The sequence below is a fragment of the Legionella jamestowniensis genome, assembly GCF_001467745.1.
Taxonomy (GTDB): domain Bacteria; phylum Pseudomonadota; class Gammaproteobacteria; order Legionellales; family Legionellaceae; genus Tatlockia; species Tatlockia jamestowniensis.
Map to the genome: position 1 here is coordinate 425754 of NZ_LNYG01000013.1, position 22191 is coordinate 447944.

Consider the following 22191-nt stretch of genomic DNA (forward strand, 5'->3'; position numbering starts at 1 on the left):
AAGAAAGACTTACGTCATCCCGAACGAAGTGAGGGATCTACTGGCATCATGGAGATATCTCACTACGTTCGACATGACGTATGTCATCGGGAGCTCTCATTCCTATGCATCGACATTTAAAAATGTTAATTAAGAATAAACGCAAAAATTGTTTATCTTCCAAAATTCAACCGTAATTGATGCTATATTATCTAAATTGCATTAATAAAAGACAATTTAGGGCGAAGTACGATGCTAGCTTTAATTCAAATTTATGAAGACTCTAAAAAAAACCTGAATGCTGTAAGAGAATATCTAAAAAATAATAGTATTAATTCTAATAATATTAATGAAGTAGATAATAATGGTCTGAGTGCATTTTTTATAGCTTGTAATCTAGATTATTTAGAACTTGCAGATTTGTTATTGGGACTCGGCGCAAACGTAAATATTCAAACCCCGAATGGCCATACCCCTTTGCATATCGCTGCAGATATGGGAAATTTCAAGCGAATGGAATTTCTTATTAAAAGAAATGCCAATCCAGATATTAGGGATAGTCAGTTTTTGACTGCACGTGACTATATTGAGAAATTAAGAGATAAACTTTTTTATCATGATAATTTTGAGTTTGCCAGGCAATTGGATGATTATGAATGGATTATTGAAGAATATGAGCAAGTCAATAAACTAATTAAGTTGATGGGTTCACCAAAGGAGATGGAACCTCCTATGGTAAAAGACTTTAAAACCCTTACTAAAGAGGGTATGGCAATTCCTGATCTTTGCACAGTCTCGAGCAGACAATTAAAGCAGTTGGCCAGAACGTTGGAACAAAGTTTCCTTCATACAGAACCAAAAGAAAAAGTAAAACTTGCCATCGACCATCAGCTGACCGCTCCAGAATTACTAAGAGTAGCATTGGCCAATTATCCCGGAATACTATTTGGGGAAAGCCATGAGTCAGAAGCACCCAAAAGATTCATTATTGAAAATCTTAGCACTCTGGCAGAACAAAATGTAAAAGTCATTTTTTTTGAACATTTATTAATTGAAGAGTGTGCAGAGGCTTTAGAGACTTATTTAACTGCATCAGATGACATACCTATCCCTGAGCCACTTAAAACAAAATTACATCTGCAAGATTATCATCGCGATCTACTTGATAGCCCCTATAATTTTACTAACTTAGTCACCGCAGTAAAATTACATAATTTACAACATCCCAATAAATTGATTCGTATAGTGCCTTTTGATACTGCGCAATCTTACGGTATCAACTCTAATAATCCAGCGAGTATTATTCGCCCGCAAGTAATGAATTATATGGCCCATATTGCTATTGAAAAAGAAAAGGCGCATTTTCACGCAATGAACCCTAATCAAGAATTTAAGTTTGTAGGATTTATGGGAGAAGTACATACCAACACATTTAATAAGGCTGTAGGTATTGCCGATTATCAAAAAATACCTGGCATTTCTGTAGAACAAATTGATTTAAAAAATAAACCATCACGTGCACCTCTTATTACTCCGGATTACAGATATTGGATGTATTCCCGGCCAAATATAGAGGCTTCTTTCAAGCCAGAAGAATTAATTAAATATAAACAAATTATCAATCTCTTTCAGTATCTAGATAGCATAATACCTACACTACCGAACAATTTTGAGACAAGAAAACCATTAGCCACCTTATATCATGAAATTCAGTTATCGAAATTTGCAATTCGTCAATTCAATGAAAAGAAACTGGACGAATATATTCAGCGAGCGTTAGACCTATCACCACCCTCACTAACAAGCAATCATGAGAGTTATTCACAATTGAAGACAAAAGTGAATCGCCTCTTAAATGCAAACCTTACTCAGACTAAGGAAGAATTTGATGAACTTCACAATATAAAAGATTTCCTACTCTGTAATCCTTTACAAACAAGAGAAAATACCCAGGAAATAAATCGCATAATCGATAGAGTAAAATCATATGAGTTACGAGAACAATCCCTTACAAAATATGGTCAATCAGGACTCTTGCCTGCTCCTGAAACAATTACTCATCCAGAACAATTCCCTAGCACATTGTGGGCTGTTGCAATCGTTGAAGCACTAGAAGACGTTCTTGCAAGCCCTAGGGAATTAAGTGAACTTGATTTTGAAATGGCAAATAAAAAACAGGAAAAATTACTTTATCCATTGTATTCTTTACAAAAAGACAAACGACATGAAATCTTACTTTTGGCTAGCCAATTTATTAAGGATCGCTTTCCTAAAGAAAGGGAGCAATATTCAAAATATTTAGAGTTCCAATTAAGCAAACAGAGCGATTCTCGCAATGACGAATTAATAAAAGAGGATATTAATTTTTTACTTACTTACAGGAATCAATTTAATAGACAGCAAGAGAAAACTTTCTCTACTAAAACAAAACCCTCCGGTGGTCATTCTCCGCTAGGTTTTTTTAATCACGGAGGCAACATCAATGAAATGCTGCGGAAAAACTCAGTATTACAAAATGTTTTAAATCTCTCCTATAATGAACTTGCCATTGCATTCCCACAGTTAAATTGGCCGGTAATTGATAACTTTAATTTAAAATTCAATGGCCTTGCAGTACATTCCCATAATAACGAATTTATTTTAAATTTATTTGTCCAAAATCTACAATCAACAAACAACAACAATGCCTTGGTGTACCTAAATAATTGTGTGACACTACCTATACCTCCATTTCTTGCCACTGCTTTAATTAACCTGAGTCAACCTCAGGCTATTTGTAATTCATTATTGTCTATGCCTGTAGGTACGATTTACTTAAGCCACAACGATAATTCTAATATGCAGGTTTATATCAGGCATGCGGAGGGAGTGCATTTTTTCTTACTCTCGAAAACTGCTGAAAATGCACTGACTGATCAAAATAATACGTATTACGAGAGCTTTAACAGTTTTCTATCTGCCGCCATGAATTTTTACAAACTACCGGGAGTTTATCCTATAAATACAGCGCAATTACTCATGGATCAAATGCAAGAACTCGCTTCGCAGAATATACCAGATAATTCTTCTAAGCTAAGGTAGAATGTTTGCTTAGCTATGTTGCCTGTTATTTTAATTATTTACATCCATAAGGGCGATATTTTTCTTCTAAAGTCCCCCCGGAACAAGTCCAGATTATATCCCCATTGGTCCTCAAAGTGGGAGTTAACAACAGCGTACCATCCCCTGCTTCCGGTGTATAAGTAATAGTAACTACCCCTTTGTCACCAATAGTGATTGATTTTACATTCGCAGTGGGAGCAGGGCTAGTATAGCCTGTCGCTTCTTGGGTAGAAGGCAATGCCTGATTGGCCACTGCAGCTTCAGTCACTGCAATCTTTGCCGTAGAAGCCAAGGTTAATCCCTCAATGACTTTTGCCCGAACAATATGTTGTCTGTACGCAGGCACAGCCAGGGAGATTAGAATACCTAAAATAGCGACTACAATCATTAACTCGATTAATGTAAAACCCTTTTCTTTCATAACACAACCTAAATCTTTTTAAGTGTAAGGAAGATACCACAGCTAAGCCAGGAATTCATTGAATATCTCCTATCAGTCACAGCAAAAATCAACCTTATTAAAAACTGAGCAGGCAAGCACTGACGGTAGTTAAAGGGATTAAAATAACCTAAATGAATGATTTTCCTCTTTCTATCAATATAATATAAACTTAGGATTTTTTTGTAAGTGTAAAAACACGTCTCTCGATTATAGTTATACTTGGTACGGCCCTACATAAGAGTAATTTATGCAAGATCTTATAAAATCTCCTCTTTTCAATGCTCAACTCCTACGGACATTAGGACATGCACCTTATGGAGGTGCCGAGATAGGAGAATGTCTGACAATAGCCAGCACTATTGAACCTGATAATAAAGAAAGTTGGTATCATCAATGGATGGGTTTTGCAGATAAAAATTTGGGGTTAGGTTCAGACCTCTGCAATGAGAACCTTTTTTCAGATGCTAAGTCTGCTTTTTTACGCGCTTCCAACTATTACCGCACCGCTTTCTTTTTCTTAGAAGATGAACATGAAGATAAACGGATTGAGGAGGCGATACAAAAAAGCATTAGCTCCTTTCATAAGGCTTTAAGCTGCTTTGATTCGGTGGTGGAAATCGTCAATATTCCCTTTAAAGAATATACATTACCAGGATACCTATACCTTTCCCCTTCAAAAAAACCAAAACCCCTCCTAATCGATACAGGAGGTGGCGATGGGACAAAAGAGGAAAGTTATTTTAGTACGGCGGCAGAAGCTTTAAAACATGGCATGCATTGCCTGAGTTTTGAAGGGCCAGGTCAAGGAAGTTTGTTACGTCAAAACAATATTCCTTTCATTCCCAATTGGGAGGACGTGATTGAAAAAGTAGTAGATTTTATCATTGATAGGCCGGAAATAGATAAAGATAAAATTATTTTAATCGGCAGAAGTTTTGGTGGTTATCTCGCCTCAAGAGCTGTTACGCGCGAAAAGCGCATCGCTGCATGTATTGTAGACCCAGGCATTTTTGATGCCGCCAGCAGTTTGGAACCAAAGCTAAGAGCACAAGCCAGAGAAAAATGTCCTGAACATGAACATGCACCCCTTCATTTGTTGATAGAGTGTCTTATGGAAAAGGATGAAACACTGAGATTTATGATGAAAAGTCGCATCTGGCGATTTGGTGCTGATAGTGTTAAAGGCATGCTACAGGCAATAACAGACTATTCTTTGGAAGGACTCGCCGAAAAGATTCAATGTCCCATGTTGATTTGTGATAATACTCTGGAATACATCACACCAGGTCAAGCTAAAACGTTGTATGCGGCATTAAAATGCTCCAAAGAATATCATCTTTTCTCCGAAAAAAGCGGCACCGGAGGTCATTGTGAGCCATTAGCACCTAGGCTGTTTAGCGCCAAAATGTACAGCTGGCTTGGTAAGCAATTTCAACAAACCTGATTTTATTCGTTATAATTTTATTAATCCAAAGAAGTTGAGAAAACAAATGTCGAGAGAAAAACGAATTACTCAATTGATGACTGATAATTTCAAAAGCATCCACTTGCAAGTTGAAAATGAATCGCATAAGCACCATGTGCCTGAGGGTTCTGAAACCCATTTTAAAATACTTCTTGTCTCTGAAGCATTTCAAGGGATGTCAATGATTAATCGTCATCGTCAAGTGAATGCTTTACTTGCCAAAGAATTGGAAACAGGGTTACATGCCTTAAGCTTGCACCTTTATACAATTGATGAGTGGGATAAACGAAACAAAACAACTCAGGTCTCCCCTGCTTGTCGGGACGGCTATCGTCATGGATAACAAACAGCCTTGTTATTGGCAAACCGAATGTGTTTTAACTGCCAAGCCGAGAGGCTTCCATCTAATTACGGCAGAGCTACAACCAGCTCTTTCTCCCATGCCTCCATTAAGCATTGGATTGGCTCATTTTTTTTTGCAACATACTTCAGCGTCCTTAACCATTAGTGAAAACACTTGTGCCGATGTGCGCCTTGATCTGGAGACTTATTATAACCGTGCAATCCCTGATGACAATCGTCTTTATAGGCACACACTGGAGGGGGAGGATGATATGCCTGCCCATATAAAAAATACCTTGCTAGGTACGGAGTTAACCATACCTATTCGCCAGGGTAATCTGGCGCTTGGACAGTGGCAAGGCATTTATTTATGCGAACACAGGACTATTGCACCTGCACGGCGTATTCTTATCACCGTGCATGGGATTTAATTCATGGTGGGGGCAGTTTGTCGATGAGACTGGGATGCGGCCTCTGCTGCGTCTGCGAACTTCACCAGTGATGCACCTGAATTCGTCAGGTGAACCAATGCATCCACTGCGGCAGCAGCAACAGGTACCTCTGAACAACCTGCAGTAGTCATTCCTGCGTAAATTGCACCTAATCTTATTAAATTGATAACAGTAGAGCCAAACTCGGTTGCCATTGATTGAGTATCACTCAACGCCAAATAACTAAGGGCATGCGTCAATGCATCCAGGCCAAATTCCGCAAAACTGGCCTCGGGATCGGTTAACAAAGTAACACTAGCAGCCCCAAACGCAGCAAGGTTAACAACCTGCATACTTGCATAAAAGCGATTGTTAGTATTAAAAGTACTTTTAAATAATCTATACATAGTTATCCTATTAGTAGAAAAAAGCCAGTTATTAAACAATAAAAATGGCTTAAGTTACAAGTGGCTAAAGAAAATCATACTTGTGGGGCCATGACGAGCTATGATTTTTATCTTTTATCGATTTTTTAACCCGCTATGCACAGAGTTATCCACACATTTTGGGGATAAGTTAATCGAAATCTGCCATGAAAAGGACTTATTTTATAGGCGTTTGGAGGATAGAGCAGGTCTTTATAGTCACAAGAAGGGAGAAATTATCCACAAGATAAAAATAGAAAATAGAATCGTGGATGAGCCATTGTATAGAAAAAAAATATAAATAAAAAGTCTTGACTCGAACTTTTTTTGCTTTGATTATCATTCCTGCAAGAAAGTGTGAGTAGCATTAAATTAGTTTTCATAGCCTTATGCTTCCCTTATAATGTCTATCTTTTTGCCAAACAATTTTCATTGGAACTGTTTATGAAAGCATGGTCTTCGGAAAAAATTTCTGTTTTTGCGTTAGTATTATTAATTACCGGAGCCATCGATAGTATCCGTAATTTACCTGCTACGGCCCTGTTTGGCTCTTCATTAATTTTTTTCTTTGCCTTTTCAGCCATTGTTTTTCTCATTCCAGTTGCCCTTGTTTCCGCCGAACTTGCGTCTATCTGGCCTGAAGAAGAAGGTGGGGTTTATAGCTGGGTCAAACATGCTTTTGGTGACAGCCTGGCTTTTTTAACCATCTGGTTGCAATGGATTAACACGATGGTCTGGTATCCAACTATTTTATCCTTTATTGCAGGGACCCTGGCTTATTTAATTAACCCCGCTTTGGCACAAAACAAATATTATTTAATTAGCGTGATTCTTATCGTGTTTTGGTCTCTCACCTTGCTTGGACTTTCGGGTTTACGCGCCTCTGCCGCCTTTGCGAGCTTTTGTGCAATCGTTGGAATGATTTTGCCGATGGGATTTATTATCTTACTCGCTGTTATCTGGCTTATAAATGGCAACCCGCTTGCCATTGATTTGAGCCTCCCTAATTTAATCCCTCACTGGAAAGATACGCAGTCTTGGGTTTCCTTGACTGCAATCATGACCTCTTTTCTAGGGATGGAGCTTGCGGCTGTCCATGTGCGTAACGTTCGCGATCCCCAGCGTAACTTCCCTAGGGCGATGCTTTTTTCGGTTATTTTAATTTTAACCACAATGATTTTAGGATCATTGGCAATTGCTTTTGTACTTCCACAGGAAAAAATTAGTTTGGTCGATGGCGTGATGCGAGCTTTTACCAATTTTTTTAAAGTGTATCACCTAACCGCATTGATGCCTGTCATTGTTATTCTATTGTTGTTAGGTAGTCTTGGGGGCATGGTCAACTGGATTATTTCACCCGCCAAAGGTTTGCTGCTTGCGGCGGATAATGGTTTTCTTCCTCACTGGCTTTATCAGTTAAACAAGCATGGTATCGCTTCACGCATTTTAATTTTGCAAGCCCTGTTAGTCACGCTTCTTTGCAGCGGTTTTTTATTATTCCCAAGCGTTAATGCAATCTATTGGTTGTTTACTGATTTAAGTACTGAATTGTATATTATGATGTATGTACTGATGTTTATCGCCGCCTGGCGCTCAAAAGAAAAATTTGCCCATTTCCCTCGGGCATTCAGTATTCCTGGTGGTAATCTAGGCTACTACACGACATGTATTTTAGGTTTGGCAGGCTGCTTCATTACTTTATTCGTTGGTTTTATTCCTCCGGAAAGTAGTATGGACATGGGGGGAGCTAGCCACTTCCGTCTGGTTTTTGTCAGCGGTATTTTACTGATGATCTTTCCAGCGGTACTGTTATATCTGCGCAAGAAACGAATCGATAAAAAAGAACAACAGCTTAAGAGTATAGCAGCATGAACGACCATGATAAGCTTATGACTATTCGCAATGAAATTGATAAAATTGATAAGAAATTTTTTAATTTATTGCGCGAACGGGCAAACCTGGCCTCCGAAGTTGCAAAAATCAAACAAGAGCAACACTCACCTATTTATTATCGCCCAGAACGCGAAGCACAAATCTTGCGTTCTATCACAGCTAATAACGATAGTCTCTTACCTGACAGTGAAGTAGCCCGTATTTTTCGAGACATTATGAGCGCCTGTCTTGCTTTACAACAACCGCTAACCATCGCTTATTTAGGGCCAGAAGGGACATTCACGCAACAGGCAGTAGAAAAACATTTTGGTGAGAGCATTACCATGGTGCCTGAACTTTCCATTACCGAAGTGTTCAAACAGGTAGAAAGCGGCAATGTTCATTACGGTGTAGTTCCTATTGAAAACAGTACAGAGGGTATGGTTAATCTAACATTGGATAATCTTATAACTAGTGAAGTCCAAATTTGTGGAGAAATTACCTTACGGGTTCGTCATCATTTAGCACGAATGAATCCCGAAGAATCATTAGAAACTATCTATGGACACCAACAAGCATTAGCACAATGTCAGCACTGGCTCGCTGTGCATTATCCCCAAGTGACCTTAAAAGAGGTCGCAAGTAATGGGTTGGCAGCGCAGTGGGCTTCCCAGGAACCTACATCAGCTGCAATCTGTGGCGATAAAGCGGTTGAAATCTATAAATTACATAAATCACACCAACACATCGAAGATCATCCTAATAATACCACCCGATTCATCATTTTAGGCAAACAACTTCCTACACCCAGTGGTTATGATAAAACGTCACTTGTTATTTCTACACCGCATGAGCCAGGTAGCTTGATGCAATTACTCACTCCATTTGAACAATATAAAATAAACATGACCTCTATTGCTTCTCGTCCTTATCGACATAGAAACTGGAGTTACCTCTTTTTTATTGATTTTGAAGGTCATCAAACAGAGTCACACATTCAAGCAGCTATCAATGAATTAGCAAGCAAGTCAGTGATGCTGACGCTGTTAGGCTCCTATCCCCAAGCCATGGGTTAACAGAAATTTCTACATCCTGTAGTGAACAATAGCTTCACCACATGGTGGGGATTGAAAAAAATTGAAAATTTCTATTCACCATTACAATTTATCTGTTGTTCACTGTTGTTTTTTGGTATTAGTAATACATGTACTTTCTTAACTCATTTCGAAGTCTTCTTTTGAGAAACTTAGTCTTTCAGTATTTAAAATACCAAAACGACTAAACTCAATAATGTTTTTGTTTGCCAAACATGACCAATTTTGCATGTTTGAAATAAATTGACCATTCTTTTTTATAAAGACCGTCGGAATAAATGCTGCTGCATTTTTACTTAGTTGGCTCACTCTTGCTGATGCAAACAAAAATACCTCAATACCAGCATTTCTCATATCTGTTCCTAATGATTGGCTATAATCATAATTATTTTTATGAGAAATTTTTTCTATGTATTTGCTAAAAATATTCTTTGTTAGATCAACTCCTTGCTTAGTTTTTATGTGTGCTTTAAAAGCTGTCATTGGAATCTCGATATAACCAAGATTTGCTGAGCTATCATCAAAGAATTTGAGCCGGTAAAATGCTACTTCTGCTAATGCTGTTTGCAGCTCTAGGGAGCCATACCATAAAGAAGGTTCATATTGCCTTCCAAAACGAGAACCATATTTTAAAGGAGGATATCTAAATGGAGTAAAAATTAAATAATGAGTTTTATTCGCTACATTAGGTTTTGATTTTTCTAATAATTCTTCTAATAGATCATGTTCCTCTATAGAATCCACCAAATCCCTAGAGCTGGAATTATACTGTGCCTCAACAACCCTCCATGGATCAATTTCTATTTGCTCAATATATTTTTCGCCCTCACAACTATCCCAAAAACTCATAGCTTACCACGCATTGCATCTAAATAATTAAGGACAGAAATTAATCCGGGAATGGTTTTCATTTCTTCAAGCGGTTTTTTTTGAAAATATTTATTTTTATTATTTAACCATAATTTAGCCTTTTCATGATTATTCCCTACCATAGCATTTAAGCTTCGGTAAATTCTGACTAACAATAAGGCCATTTCACCTTCTTTTGTTTGGGGAGAAATTAGTTTCTTTCCTTTATTAAGACGTGAGGCTGTAGATTCACTTATACCAATAATTTCACTAAGTTCTTTCCCTGATAAAGAATAGTATTTAGATAAATTACAAATTGCTTTCGTTAAAACAACTTCTCTTTCGTGTTGCTTATTTTCGGAGCTTCTCATGTTTAGCGCCCATGCATATTATTTCTATTGAAATTATAGAGCTTATTTATTTCATTTGCAATCTAGTTTGAGCATGACCTAAACCGTACAATTCCATTGATTCCGTTTGGTCAATCCCACGGATGATGTCAGGTATCATATGATTCCCTGCCTAATTAACCGCCCAATCTCATCAGAATCAGGCGGATTATCCTTGTTCTCAGGCGGCTTTAATACGTCTTTTAGACTAACACCTCCAGAAATATGTTTTAAATCATCTTTTTTAACTTTAGGTTTAGTCCTTTTTTTTGAAGTACTGGAAGAAGACTTTTTCATGATTTTGCCCTATAACAAAGAAGATACATTTAAAGAATAGTTCAATTTGAAACTAAAGATTATTTCATGTGCAGCCGTGCTGAAATGGCTGAATGCCTGCCATAGTCTTTTGCGAACGATATGAAGCAATCACAACACAAAGTTTTCTTTAAGATCGTACAATTACTTCGTTGACGCTCGCAATGACGCGATTTTAATTTTTTCCTGCACAGAGAAATTTAACAGTATTGATACATTTCTTTAAGATTTTCTTAAGTTTGCAATGATAATGTGGGCGCATTTCAAATTAGGTATTATTGAGGTGCTTAATGGGACGGGAAAATTTATCTTTTCTAATAAAACAAGAAGCCCCCTCTCTTGCCAAAGGGTCAAAATCGGGCCAAAAGAAAAGTAAATCGAAGCCGGTTGTGATTGAAAATTTATCTTCCTCATCCACTGAATCAGCTTATTCTGAAAAGATACAATTATTAATAAACGGGTTGGAATCACTGGCAGCAGAGGTGTTCTCTACCCCTCAAATAGACATTCAACTACAACAGGATTTTGTGTTGAAGCCACTATTGGAAACTTTTAAACAAAAAAACGACCTTTCCCATGATTTGTTTATGGAAGCGCGCAGGGATATCAATCGCTGCATTCATGAAATAGGGTATCATGAAATTTTAGTTAAAAATCTTGAAAGATTGACGGGTGAAATAGAACATATCCATACTGATTTAAAAAATATTCAGTCTGCAATACAGTCTCGCCAAATTTTTTTATTACCAATGACTAATTCTGAAACTCTGACAGAATTAGTCATTGATGCACAACTTAAACTGCAAAATACACTCGAGGATTTTCTAAACAATATCTCTACGTTGCAAATCGAGCATCACCGCGAATTAGAATCGCAAGAAATTAAAACGGCTTTGGTCTCTTTTATTGAGGAATTACGATATGATTTTGGCAAAAATTCATTGGTTGATCGCAACGTCGCTGAAGCATTCCGGATAAAATGCCTGCAACATCTGGGTGAAAAGACAGGTTTTTTATCGTTTAGAGCGGTTACCAAGCCTTTGGAGTCCGATGATATCCAGTACCTGGTAAAAAATTTATTTACCGAGAAACTCAACATCGATCCAGCTATTTTAAAACGACAATTTGCGTTCATGCACCATCTAATTGCCAAGATACAAACTTTTCCTATTCGTACAATTAATACGTACTTCAATTTGACAACCACAATAGAGAAAACGAATAAATTAGTCCGTAAAGAATCTGGTTGTATTCAAGAGCAAATAAACCTGGGTTTGCTGCCTGAATTACAAAAATATCTGGCTTTATTTACCCTATTGATGCCTACCCCCAACTCAGTTATACGGGCAAAAGAAACAAGAAAGGAGTTACAAGAACTGGGCCAGGCAGTTGAACAATTTTTTGTACAATTTAGTGATGCAGAAATGCAACAATACTATGTGGCAACAACCTCACCTACAGAAAAACTCAACGGTGCTGCAAAACAAAGACTATCTGCTTGGGACAGTCTGCAACAAATCGTGTCTCATTTAAATGAGACACATGCAGGGATCCAAAAAAATTTAGATACCCTCAACGAGTTACAAAATCGCTTTAATCATTTAAAAGCGAAGGCTCTTGAGGATATTCATTCTCTAAACATTGAGTATGAAATCCAAATTAAAAGCATGGAAAATGAGCTTCGTGAAGTGCTCATCGATACGGAAGAAGCGTTGTCAGTTCGTTATAAATATAATGGTCTTGATAAGAATGAAAATAACTACCGGGTTCAGGCAGAATTAAATTCCAGCTATAAATTCCTTCATTCATTAGCTAAAACGAATACATCTCTGGAAAACCTTTTATTTTTAAAAAGGAATGTATTAATAAAATTAGAAGGATACATCATCGAGTCAAAAGCGTTTTTAAAAACACGGTTGGCAGGCTCCTTTCATACAATTGCAACAGAATTTTCCTCTTATAAATCACCGTTACTCACTCGTTTTAATCCATTTACTGATGAACTCCAACAGGATGAAGGCGAAGCCAGGGAAGCCCTGGGAAGGATGAACGATATTTATTATGAACTGGATGTTACGCCAGGTCGAAATTTAGAAGCTTGGTTAAACCGATTGGAGAAAAAATTTAATATCGCCCATGAGCGAATTACAAAGCGTAACCATACCTGTAAGAATGCTTTGGAAATAGAGCGTCGATTAAATACCAAAGCCTACCAAATTTCTATTGGGATATTTAGGGCATTGGAAGAGGAGTTTTTGCGTATTTTGCAAGTCTATCTTGGCAATGCAATTCGCTTATACCCTAATGATGAAGAGCTACAAAAAATAAAGACCTGTTTAACGAATGCAAGTTTAGATATCAACTTCAATTGGTCTAAAGAAGGCCTGGATAAAATTGACACCCGCTTGTTTATTTTACTATCAATCTATCGCGAATTTCATCGCATAAATAACAATTACATTAACAAAAATTTATCACTCCATTCAGACAAAACCTATCTGCAGGAACTAATTGATAAAGTGGAAGCGCATCTCCACAATAATCACATGGAAGCCCTTTCGGACGCTAAACGTCCAGTTTTCATCCAATGGTTACGTATTTATGTCTTACGCTCGCTACAAACTATTAGCCACCAGATAGTTAATTACCTGAAACGTGATGAATCTATGCAATATCGCTTTTTCGTGACAATGGGTGCTTGCCAGACGGAACATAAGCTTGTAGACACAGGTAATAAAGCTTATAGCTCACTAAAAGCACTTATGGTTTAACAGAAGGAAGAAACCAGTTTGCGCGCCAACAAGAGATCTTCCTGGGTATTAATATCTTGCAATGGTTGTGTGCATGCCTGCTCTACCCTTATTTTATGACCAGCCCAGAGTACGCGTAACTGTTCGAGCGCTTCCGAGGTTTCAAGCTCACATACCGGCCATTGAACAAAATCAAGTAAAAAAGCGGCTCGATACGCATAGAGGCCAATATGACGATAGACCCGATTAATGCTTTCAGGTTTATCCCTGTTAGCAGGGATGGCACTTCTTGAAAAATAAAGTGCATTATTGAAGCGATCGCGTACTACCTTCACAATATTTGGATTCTGCAATTGATGGTCATGCTCTAAAGGCCAACATAATGTCGCCATCGATGTTTGGGAATTAGAAAGATTTTCTGCAACTTGCGCAATTAATTGGGGGGCAATAAAGGGTTCATCCCCTTGTACATTCACAATAATATCTTCAGGGGCAAAAGAAGCAGACGCGACTACTTCTGCTATTCTATCTGTTCCTGACTGATGATGTATTGCTGTCATTTTTACCGTTGCACCAAAACTTTCTGCGTGCTCAGCAATCGCTGAACTATCTGTAGCAATAATCACAGAGGAAGGGTTTGCTTTAAGTGCTTGCTGATAAACCCGTTGAATAACGCTAAGCCCCGCTATTTCCATCAGTAATTTACCAGGCAAACGCGTCGATTGATAACGCGCAGGAATGATTACATGGAAAGCAGCACTCATAATTGCTCTTTTTCCTCTAGAGGAATGAGGCGGGCTTCCTGCTCGAGCATGACAGGGATACCCTCACGGATAGGATAAGCCAAACGATCAAATCGACAGATCAACTCATTCTCTTTAAAAATTAATTTACCTTTGCAAAGCGGACAAACCAGAATTTCAAGCAAGCGCTTATCCACGAGTATCTCCTTGCGTTATTTGATTGCGTACATAAACAGGCACTGCCTCAGCAGCGGTAATGGCTTGTATAGTATCATTTAATACAAGGTGAATCATTGTTTGTGCATGGGGATAAATTTCCATGTGCTTAATAACACGCGATTTCATTGATGCTGGTAATTGCGTAAGGTAAGGCTCAAACCCTACTCCAGCAATTACTAAAGGCAAATCGGACACTACATTTAAGGCTGATAACTCACAAACACCCTCTGTCATCTCGCGTTGTCTCATTGTATAGCATCCCCAATAAACCTGATTCATACGGGCGTCAATGAGCGCTAAAACCTCAGCATTAGCAGCAATTTGATGTTGAGAAAATGCTTCTTCAGCAATGGTTGCAAGGCTACTGACTGGATACAAGGGGAGATCGTGTGCATACGCTAAACCTTTCGCTACACTGCAGGCAATGCGAAGCCCTGTAAAGCTTCCAGGCCCTCGGCCATATACAATGCCATCGAGCTGATTTAATTTAACGCCTGCTTCTGTTAACAATTGTTCAATCATTGGGAGTAACAATTGGGCGTGTTGGCGTTGAGCACCCTGCTCAAGGCTTGTAATTTTTCCGTGTATGCATAAAGCAACGGAAGCAGATGTCGTTGAGGTATCAATGGCTAATAGATTCATTTTTTAAAGCTAATTCTTCAATAAAAGTCAGTACTTTTCGCTCTTCCCGGGTTTTGCGCAAAGTAGGGAGGCTGGCAAAAATCAGGCGTCCATATTCTCTTCCTGTTAACCTTGGATCAGCTATCATTAACACCCCCCGATCGGTTACATCTCGAATAAGGCGTCCCACACCCTGTTTTAAAGCCAACACAGCATTAGGTAAAGAAAGTTCGTCAAAACCTGACAACCCTTGTGACTTGAAATAGGCCATTTTTCCACGAACGATGGGATCTACCGGATTAGCAAAAGGTAATTTATCAATAATAACACAAGATAAAGCATCCCCTTTTACATCAACACCTTCCCAAAACGTTGCAGTCCCTAAAAGTACAGCATTGCCCAATTGGCGAAAGCGCGCCAATAAAATTGGTTTTGCCTCTTCCCCCTGAATCAAGAGAGGATAGTTTAATGTATTGGCCAGCCTTTGAGCAACCAGTTTTAAAGCTTTATGACTTGTAAACAAAAAGAAACAACGCCCCCCACAAGCATTAATTATCGGCAACGCTTTATCCAATAGTGCATCGTAATAACGTGCGTCTTTAGGATCAGGTAATTCACGTGGCAAATATAATAACGCTTGTTTCTGGTAATCGAAGGGACTTGCCAATGTTAAGGTGGTGGCATTTTTTATGCCTAAGGGTTTAAGAAAACAGTCGAAAGAAGAAGCCATAGTCAGGGTCGCTGAGGTAAAAATATAAGCCCGTTGTCTGTCTAAAAGCGCACTAAACGAGTCAGCGATGTCAAACGGTGTGGCTTGAAAAATGATACTGTGCTTGAAGCGTTCCAACCATCGAATTTGTACAATATCCGTATTAGTAAAATGTAGTAGTCGTTTTTTTAAGTCTTCCATGCGTTTCGCACAGCGCGTAAACCCAGGAGTTTTTTCAAAATCAGCCTCTTTTATGCAATTTAAAAGCTCCCCTATAAGTGTTAGCAAATCGTTCCATGAACGAATAAAATCCTTGCTCCGTTCTAATTTATCCCAGGCAATACGCTCTTCCTGTCCAGGCAGTGCCAAGAATAACTGGTCGAAAATTCGATCTGCTTTTAAACTAAGCTCCTTTAAAGGTTGATTAGCCAAATCCAGAACGGGCCATTCACGTAATAAATCATCAATGAGATCACGAAGTTGACGGGTACCCACTCGTTCGCCATGAAAATTGGCAGCAATTTCTGCCAATTGATGTGCCTCATCAAAGATGACAGTACTTATATCAGGCAGTAATTCACCAAACCCCTCTTCTTTTAAGCGCGAATCGGCAAAAAACAAATGATGATTAATGACAACTACATCTGCCTCTAATGCTCGTTTACGTGCCTTCATCAAAAAACAAGAGTCATGGTATTCACACTCATTGCCAAGGCAATTGTCGGTTGTTGAAGTGACATAGGGCCATACAGGAGAACCTTCCTGAATTTCGGGTAACTCAGAACGCTCACCATCGGTAAGCTGAGGCAATTTTTCACGGATATGTAACAATTCATGCACTGCTTGAGCGTTTACAAAACGTCCTTCTTGAGCATGCAATTCAATGCGGTATCGGCAGAGATAATTAGCTCGTCCTTTAAGATTCTGCACGCGCACAGAAAGACCTAACGCGCGTATTAGCATGGGAAGGTCTTTTTGAAAGAGTTGATCTTGCAGGGTCTTCGTGGCGGTGGAGATAAGTGTTTTCTTCTTGCTTAACAGCGAGGGGATGAGGTAGGCAAACGTTTTGCCTGTTCCTGTGCCTGCTTCCGCTACTAGATTGGCTTGTTCCGTAATGGCTTGCGCAATAGCTGTTGCCAAAGTAATCTGCGGCGCGCGCGCAACAAAGCCGGGAATAGCTGTCGCAAGGCGTCCCTTCTTGTCTAAAACACGCTGACAATGCGCAACCGCATCATCAGCAAGTGAGGTTATTTCTTCCACTCTTTTTCAAGATATTGAAGTTTATCCTCAACACCTTCCCAGGATTTTGCATCCTCCGGAGCTTCTTTCTTGGCTGTGATATTAGGCCACACGTTGGCCAATTCGGCATTTAATGCCTGAAATTGTTTTTGATCTTCGGTCAGATCATCCTCAGAAACAATCGCCTCCACAGGGCACTCAGGCTCACAAAGTGCACAATCAATACACTCGTCAGGGTGAATCACTAAGAAATTAGGCCCTTCATAAAAACAATCTACAGGACACACTTCCACACAATCGGTGTATTTACATTTAATACAATTTTCAGTAACAACAAAAGTCATGTTACCCCTTCTTGCTTAATTTACAATAAATGAGCCTATTAAATCATAATACTCCATTACCTGCCAAGGTTTGAACAGCAGAAGTGATTAATATCCCTGTTGGAATTATCCGCGTTGAAATAGCAGTTGAGATTTAAACCAAAAAGCCCATCAGCCTGCTAATTTAAGTCCCCAAGAAAGCCTTAGAACATCAATTTAAATTTAAAAAAAGACTTTATTTTCAATCACCATTTCCTGCTCACTCAGTGTAAGTGCTTCAAAACAGCTTTCATAAAAGGCTTCTTTGCGTTGCTTTTTCAACGGCATATCTTTTGTAAAGAAATGATTCCCTTTAAGTTGTTTAGAAGGAAAAGCGCTAGGAAATAGCTCAGTGGGTTCTAACGTTGTAGCATCATAAGTAAACACTTTCCTGGCTACCAAAGGAGAGCGTGTTTTAAACTGTATTAATTTTTCATTTAATTTATTGGCATACTGTAGAAAACCACCAATTGTTACGTCGTATTTTTCTGTCTTCAACCAATGGATACATACTTGATCAAATGACTCATCCACGTCATGCAACTTATCCTTTGCTAAGGCAGCGATCTGATTAGACTGAATGGTAAAAAAATTAAAAATCTTTTTTAGCTCGGCAGTTTTTTGATTGAAATCTAAAATAGTTTTACAATCTCGCCAGTAACTACATTTTAGTCGTTCTGAAAATTCCTTTATGTTCTCAGGAATGTAGTGAAGTTTGGGGGAATATTCATCCAGAAGTGCGAATATTTTTTTCATACCTTCAGACATAGATGGGGAATTTTCTATCATATCTAATTTTTTACGTACCTCTAAGCCAAAACGATAGGCAAACGTGATGCTTTCTGCTCTTTGCGCTGTAAGCGACCTTGTCTTTCTTGTAAGAAGCAAGGATTCGAATTGCTCTTCCAGAACAGTTAATTCTGCACGCTTCTCAGGTTCAAAGCAGAGCATACTATTGATAATTTTTGCTATGGTTTCCTTATCCTCACTGGTTAAGTCGGTATTTTTTTCGCTAAAAGAATCAATATCGATTAAATCAATTTCACAAGGTTCTATTAAATCAAGATTCCAGATGTCAACGATTGTAAAGCCAAGAGAAGTAATATCAGTTTTTTTAGTAGTGTGCTGATTCAAAGTCTGTTCAGGTGCCATGTACCCGTCAGTCCCGATAGATTCTGTTAAGGTTTTTTCTCCATTGCTTTTGCTGATGCCAAAATCGCAGATTCTTACAGGCGGTATTTTGGTGGAATCAAAGATAATATTATCAGGCTTAATATCTCGATGAATAATATTTTGCTGATGAACTTGCTTGTTTAAAGCTCGAATTAAATCAATCGATAAATCAATCAGGATATTAGAGTTATGCTCCTTTAATGTCTTTAACCAATCCGATAAATTAATTGGGCCAAGATTTCTCATAATTAAAAATGCTGCAGTAACGTTGCCCTTTTCGCTTACTAGCACAGGCTCCTTACAGTGCAGATATTTAACCCGTTTGCTGAATAGATATTCTCTTTGACTATCTGTTTGTATATTTACAAGAAACGACTCTTTAACACATTTAGCTATATAATCAACAGGTTTTAGGTGCAATAGGCCGTGTTCATCCGCGAGCAACTTGTGTTTTACTAAAAAGACGTTAGAGCTAGCACCGGAAGAATGGGCGCCGTCTTCTAAAATAGCATAGCGAGGGGTTTCTTTGCTGTCCGAACGAAAAAGAACAACATTATGGCTAAAGGAAAATGGTTGTTTCGATTGCGAAATATAAAGCCCATTCTTTTGTAACAAAGGTGTGGCAAAATTTTTAAGAATCCAACCCACCTCTTTAATTATTTCAGGTGAATAGCTAAAAATTTTTTTAAGGTTAATATGAAAAGGGGCTTCAGCGAAAGTATCAGGCTTCATCTTGTGTTGAATTTTTATACGACATGATTAATTATAAAATTTTTTGATTTTTTATTGTATAGGTAAAATTACCCATAATAGTTTGTTATATGACCAAAATAGATAGCAATTACTAAAAATCACGGGATTTTATGAGAGGTATTCAATGTTCGCACGCTTTGTGAGAATCTTTAGGAGTCCCACCAAACGATTTTTCTGATCAATTTTTCTTATAAGTAGACTTGCTATTTATTTTTTCTTCACAAAATTCCAGTAAACCTTTCAGGCTGTATTGATCAAGCAAGCTAGAAAATGAAGCATCAACCACATTAATGGTGTTCCCTTTGATGAAATCATGCACTGCTTTCCCGTATTGTTTCATTTTTCGCTCAATACGCATGTTCCAAAGACGTGTTGCCATTTGGTTTGATGTTGAAAAATGACCTTGTAAATCTTTACGGATCGCTGTTTCTGCCGTTTCTCCTTTTTTGTTGACGATAGTACTTTTTTCTTGTGAATTAAAAATTAATGAATACAGTCCTCTACGGGGAGGTTGAAATAGGGGCTCGTCTTCAATAAAATGTAATCCCACCATCATTCTGGCTGGCAATGTAGGACAGCGCATATAGGTAATATTTTTTTCCTTAAATGGGTGAGTCATTTTTGTCCCATTCTTTTTCATATGCTCCATAACGTTTGGTACATAATCTCGATTGGAAGGGGTTGCTAACATTATCCCACCATCCATAGCAAAATAAGTGCAACTGGCTCCTTTTTGCATCATTAAAGCAGATTCACCAATTTCAATATGGGCAAGCGGAGAAATTTCGCTTACAAAATCATTGGTAATTACGGCACTGTATTCAATGAGTTGAGGATATGGATCAATATGGGCGTATCGTACTATTGGAGGATTGTTGGTTTTATCAATTTCAAACTGGCCAAAACAACCATGTCCCCTATAATAGATAATTGAAAATCGAATGATGCTTTCAGCAGTTTCATTCTCTAATATTTTCTTAATCTGCTCTGTTAATAAAGAGAGTTTATCCCCTTTTTTAATGACAAAAACACTGTTTTGATAAGCTTTTTTACTCATTACAGCAGCTAATATTAATGCCATATCCTCACCTTGGATTAACCCAAGTTGAGTAAATAAATTATCAATTCGTTCTTCTGCCAGGTGTTTTAAAATCGGATAATTTTCACTGTTTTCAAAGTTTGGGAAAATCTGCAGTATTCTTTTGTAATAATCATTAAATTTGTCTGTTTTCAACTTTGAGAAAAGAGAAGGAGCATTTTTTAATATCCAAGAAAATACCTCTTCGTCTTTTTTATCTAAAGCAACATCAATTAAACTTTTGCCGGCGTAAAAATCATAAAAACTACCATAAACATTCCTTCCTTCTTTTAGAAGAAGGTAAGCTGCTTCAAAATTTTTTCCCTCGAGGGCAGCATCAATTAACCCATCGTGTTTAGGATAGATTTCTCCTATTTGAGTCCCTACTCTCGTAGCCAAAGCTCCTCTATTGATTAAATAGCTGGCTAACCTGATTTTAGTATCAGTGCTGATTTCATCATGGGTGATTGCTGCACATAAAAGGGTTTGACCAGTATATTTACTTTCAGAATTATTATAATAAGCATCAACATCCTGATAAGATTCGATATAGTGATTAATCGCTTCTTCATTAATAGTGCCATCACTTGTAATAAGAATATCTTTAATATCTTTTGTAGAAAGCTTATTCATAATATTCTCTTCTTGAGAAGTTTTTGAAAAAAAAATTGAAAATATCTAGCATATCGCTCATATCATTTTATGGATGCAAATTATAAAGCAGTGAATAAATTTATGTCAAATTAATCATAAATAGTTCACTCGGTTGCCAAGTAATAACTGTCTTGAGCTAAAGTAACCTTATTTATAGGATAAGATCATGAAAAAACCTATTCATCATGAAGCAAAAAAATTTTAAAATAAGCTTCAGGTGGCGAGGTAGCATAGCACTCAATCCGGTTGACGAAAGTAGAGATGGTAGAGATGACCGAATTGTCATAAAGTATACTTAAGGCCCATTCAATCTTAGATGTTGTATATGCAAAAACACCTTATACAATTATTCAAAATGCAGTTTATATTCATCCTACGATACCAAAATTAATTCCAACGCGGTTAAGGGAAATGAAGCCTATAAAGTGATGCTCGGCACAACGCGAGAACTTATAATCCACTAATCAATTTTGAGTGGATCTTGGCGATAAAAGTTAACGAGTAAATCATAAATCTCAGGATAATAAAGTCTGATTATTTGGGGTTTTTCGAAAAATAATTCAGAAAATACAGCAAAAAACTCAGCTGGGGATGTAGCAGCGTAAGGATCAATTGGAATAGGCTCATTTAGTTGAATACGACTAACCAAATCATTATAACCTTTGTTGAAAACTTCAGACCACTGTTGTGCAGACATCCCTTTATGGAGCGGGGGAAATCCATTCGCCCTGCCATTTCGCATATCCAACTTATGGGCAAACTCATGAAGTACCACATTACGCCCATTCACACCACCATGATGTAATGCGTCATCCCAAGAGATAATAACTGGCCCTCGTTGCCATGACTCCCCACTTAAATGGGATTTTCCTATATGTTCTACCCCAAACTCGTCGATTGTCTTATCCTCATGGGAGTATGCTCCGGGATATACTATGACTGAGACCCAACCCTCATACCACTTGAGTCCAAGATTCAGAATAGGAAGACATGCTTGTAAAGCAATATTTAATTGCATGGGAGTTGTTAATCGCAACTCCCCAGCGCCTTCCAACGATTTATAGTAAAGAAATAAAATGGCTAATCGTTTGAGCTTTATTTTTTCATGTTCGCTCAAGCGCTGCAGTAAAGGCAAGTTCTGAATCGCCTCATACCATTCGTCATCCGTTACAAGTGAATGATGTA

General features: G+C 38.0%; 20 protein-coding genes. 7 read left to right on the forward strand and 13 right to left on the reverse strand.

Annotated features, from left to right (window positions below; all coding sequences use genetic code 11):
* Positions 1-231: 231 nt before the first annotated feature.
* Positions 232-3060 carry an ankyrin repeat domain-containing protein gene (locus tag Ljam_RS06270; RefSeq protein ID WP_058449268.1) on the forward strand — a complete coding sequence of 943 codons (2829 nt, stop codon included), beginning with the start codon at positions 232-234 and terminating at the stop codon, positions 3058-3060.
* Positions 3061-3094: 34 nt separating this feature from the next.
* Here the strand turns inward: Ljam_RS06270 and Ljam_RS06275 are convergent, their stop codons facing one another.
* Positions 3095-3502, reverse strand: a complete 408-nt coding sequence (locus Ljam_RS06275; protein WP_058449269.1) for a pilin — start codon at positions 3500-3502, stop codon at positions 3095-3097.
* Between the two features lie 268 nt (positions 3503-3770).
* On the opposite strand from Ljam_RS06275, the gene Ljam_RS06280 reads away from it, so the two are divergent.
* From Ljam_RS06280 to Ljam_RS06290, 3 genes are read left to right on the forward strand one after another with little or no spacing between them, the layout of a single operon-like run.
* The gene (locus Ljam_RS06280; RefSeq protein WP_058449270.1) at positions 3771-4967 is read left to right on the forward strand and encodes an alpha/beta hydrolase family protein; all 1197 of its coding nucleotides are present in this window, start codon (positions 3771-3773) and stop codon (positions 4965-4967) included.
* A gap of 46 nt (positions 4968-5013) precedes the next feature.
* Entirely contained in the window at positions 5014-5331 is a 318-nt protein-coding gene (locus Ljam_RS06285) for a BolA family protein (RefSeq protein WP_058449271.1), read from the forward strand.
* Positions 5324-5761, forward strand: coding sequence for a secondary thiamine-phosphate synthase enzyme YjbQ (locus Ljam_RS06290; protein WP_058449272.1), 438 nt, complete (start codon positions 5324-5326; stop codon positions 5759-5761). The genes Ljam_RS06285 and Ljam_RS06290 overlap by 8 nt, the downstream gene beginning before the upstream one ends.
* Here Ljam_RS06290 and Ljam_RS06295 read toward each other — a convergent pair.
* Positions 5758-6168, reverse strand: a complete 411-nt coding sequence (locus Ljam_RS06295) for a hypothetical protein (protein WP_058449273.1) — start codon at positions 6166-6168, stop codon at positions 5758-5760. The two genes, Ljam_RS06290 and Ljam_RS06295, sit on opposite strands and share 4 nt — an antisense overlap.
* A 462-nt stretch (positions 6169-6630) precedes the next feature.
* On the opposite strand from Ljam_RS06295, the gene Ljam_RS06300 reads away from it, so the two are divergent.
* A complete protein-coding gene (locus Ljam_RS06300; RefSeq protein WP_058449274.1) occupies positions 6631-8058 on the forward strand; it encodes an APC family permease in 1428 nt (475 codons plus the stop codon).
* Positions 8055-9134: a prephenate dehydratase gene (pheA, locus tag Ljam_RS06305; protein ID WP_058449275.1), complete on the forward strand. Its 1080-nt coding sequence runs from the start codon at positions 8055-8057 to the stop codon at positions 9132-9134. The genes Ljam_RS06300 and pheA overlap by 4 nt, the downstream gene beginning before the upstream one ends.
* Positions 9135-9272: 138 nt before the next feature.
* Here the strand turns inward: pheA and Ljam_RS06310 are convergent, their stop codons facing one another.
* The 3 genes from Ljam_RS06310 to Ljam_RS06320 all read right to left on the reverse strand — a co-directional run bounded on the left by Ljam_RS06310 (position 9273) and on the right by Ljam_RS06320 (position 10687).
* Positions 9273-10001: an RES family NAD+ phosphorylase gene (locus Ljam_RS06310; RefSeq protein ID WP_058449276.1), complete on the reverse strand. Its 729-nt coding sequence runs from the start codon at positions 9999-10001 to the stop codon at positions 9273-9275.
* Positions 9998-10372: an antitoxin Xre/MbcA/ParS toxin-binding domain-containing protein gene (locus tag Ljam_RS06315; RefSeq protein WP_058449277.1), complete on the reverse strand. Its 375-nt coding sequence runs from the start codon at positions 10370-10372 to the stop codon at positions 9998-10000. The genes Ljam_RS06310 and Ljam_RS06315 overlap by 4 nt, the downstream gene beginning before the upstream one ends.
* A gap of 135 nt (positions 10373-10507) precedes the next feature.
* Positions 10508-10687: a hypothetical protein gene (locus Ljam_RS06320; protein WP_058449278.1), complete on the reverse strand. Its 180-nt coding sequence runs from the start codon at positions 10685-10687 to the stop codon at positions 10508-10510.
* 308 nt (positions 10688-10995) lie between these two features.
* Between Ljam_RS06320 and Ljam_RS06325 the strand changes: the two genes are divergently transcribed.
* Positions 10996-13476 carry a hypothetical protein gene (locus Ljam_RS06325; protein ID WP_058449279.1) on the forward strand — a complete coding sequence of 827 codons (2481 nt, stop codon included), beginning with the start codon at positions 10996-10998 and terminating at the stop codon, positions 13474-13476.
* Here the strand turns inward: Ljam_RS06325 and kdsB are convergent.
* From kdsB to Ljam_RS06365, 8 genes are all read right to left on the reverse strand, one after another.
* Positions 13473-14219 (reverse strand): 3-deoxy-manno-octulosonate cytidylyltransferase, encoded by a 747-nt coding sequence (kdsB, locus tag Ljam_RS06330; RefSeq protein WP_058449280.1) that lies wholly within the window; start codon positions 14217-14219, stop codon positions 13473-13475. The two genes, Ljam_RS06325 and kdsB, sit on opposite strands and share 4 nt — an antisense overlap.
* Positions 14216-14395 carry a Trm112 family protein gene (locus tag Ljam_RS06335; protein ID WP_058449281.1) on the reverse strand — a complete coding sequence of 60 codons (180 nt, stop codon included), beginning with the start codon at positions 14393-14395 and terminating at the stop codon, positions 14216-14218. The genes kdsB and Ljam_RS06335 overlap by 4 nt, the downstream gene beginning before the upstream one ends.
* Positions 14388-15059 carry a tRNA (adenosine(37)-N6)-threonylcarbamoyltransferase complex dimerization subunit type 1 TsaB gene (gene tsaB / locus Ljam_RS06340; protein WP_058449282.1) on the reverse strand — a complete coding sequence of 224 codons (672 nt, stop codon included), beginning with the start codon at positions 15057-15059 and terminating at the stop codon, positions 14388-14390. The genes Ljam_RS06335 and tsaB overlap by 8 nt, the downstream gene beginning before the upstream one ends.
* Positions 15040-17007, reverse strand: coding sequence for a DNA repair helicase YoaA (locus Ljam_RS06345; protein WP_058449283.1), 1968 nt, complete (start codon positions 17005-17007; stop codon positions 15040-15042). The genes tsaB and Ljam_RS06345 overlap by 20 nt, the downstream gene beginning before the upstream one ends.
* The gene (fdxA, locus tag Ljam_RS06350) at positions 16995-17330 is read right to left on the reverse strand and encodes a ferredoxin FdxA (RefSeq protein ID WP_058449284.1); all 336 of its coding nucleotides are present in this window, start codon (positions 17328-17330) and stop codon (positions 16995-16997) included. Before fdxA ends, Ljam_RS06345 begins: the two co-directional genes overlap by 13 nt.
* Before the next feature lie 201 nt (positions 17331-17531).
* Positions 17532-19253, reverse strand: a complete 1722-nt coding sequence (locus Ljam_RS06355; protein ID WP_058449285.1) for a protein kinase domain-containing protein — start codon at positions 19251-19253, stop codon at positions 17532-17534.
* A gap of 199 nt (positions 19254-19452) precedes the next feature.
* Positions 19453-20985 carry a hypothetical protein gene (locus Ljam_RS06360; RefSeq protein ID WP_058449286.1) on the reverse strand — a complete coding sequence of 511 codons (1533 nt, stop codon included), beginning with the start codon at positions 20983-20985 and terminating at the stop codon, positions 19453-19455.
* 481 nt (positions 20986-21466) lie between these two features.
* Positions 21467-22191 (reverse strand): M90 family metallopeptidase (locus Ljam_RS06365; RefSeq protein ID WP_058450751.1); only part of this gene is annotated, 725 nt, incomplete at its 5' end.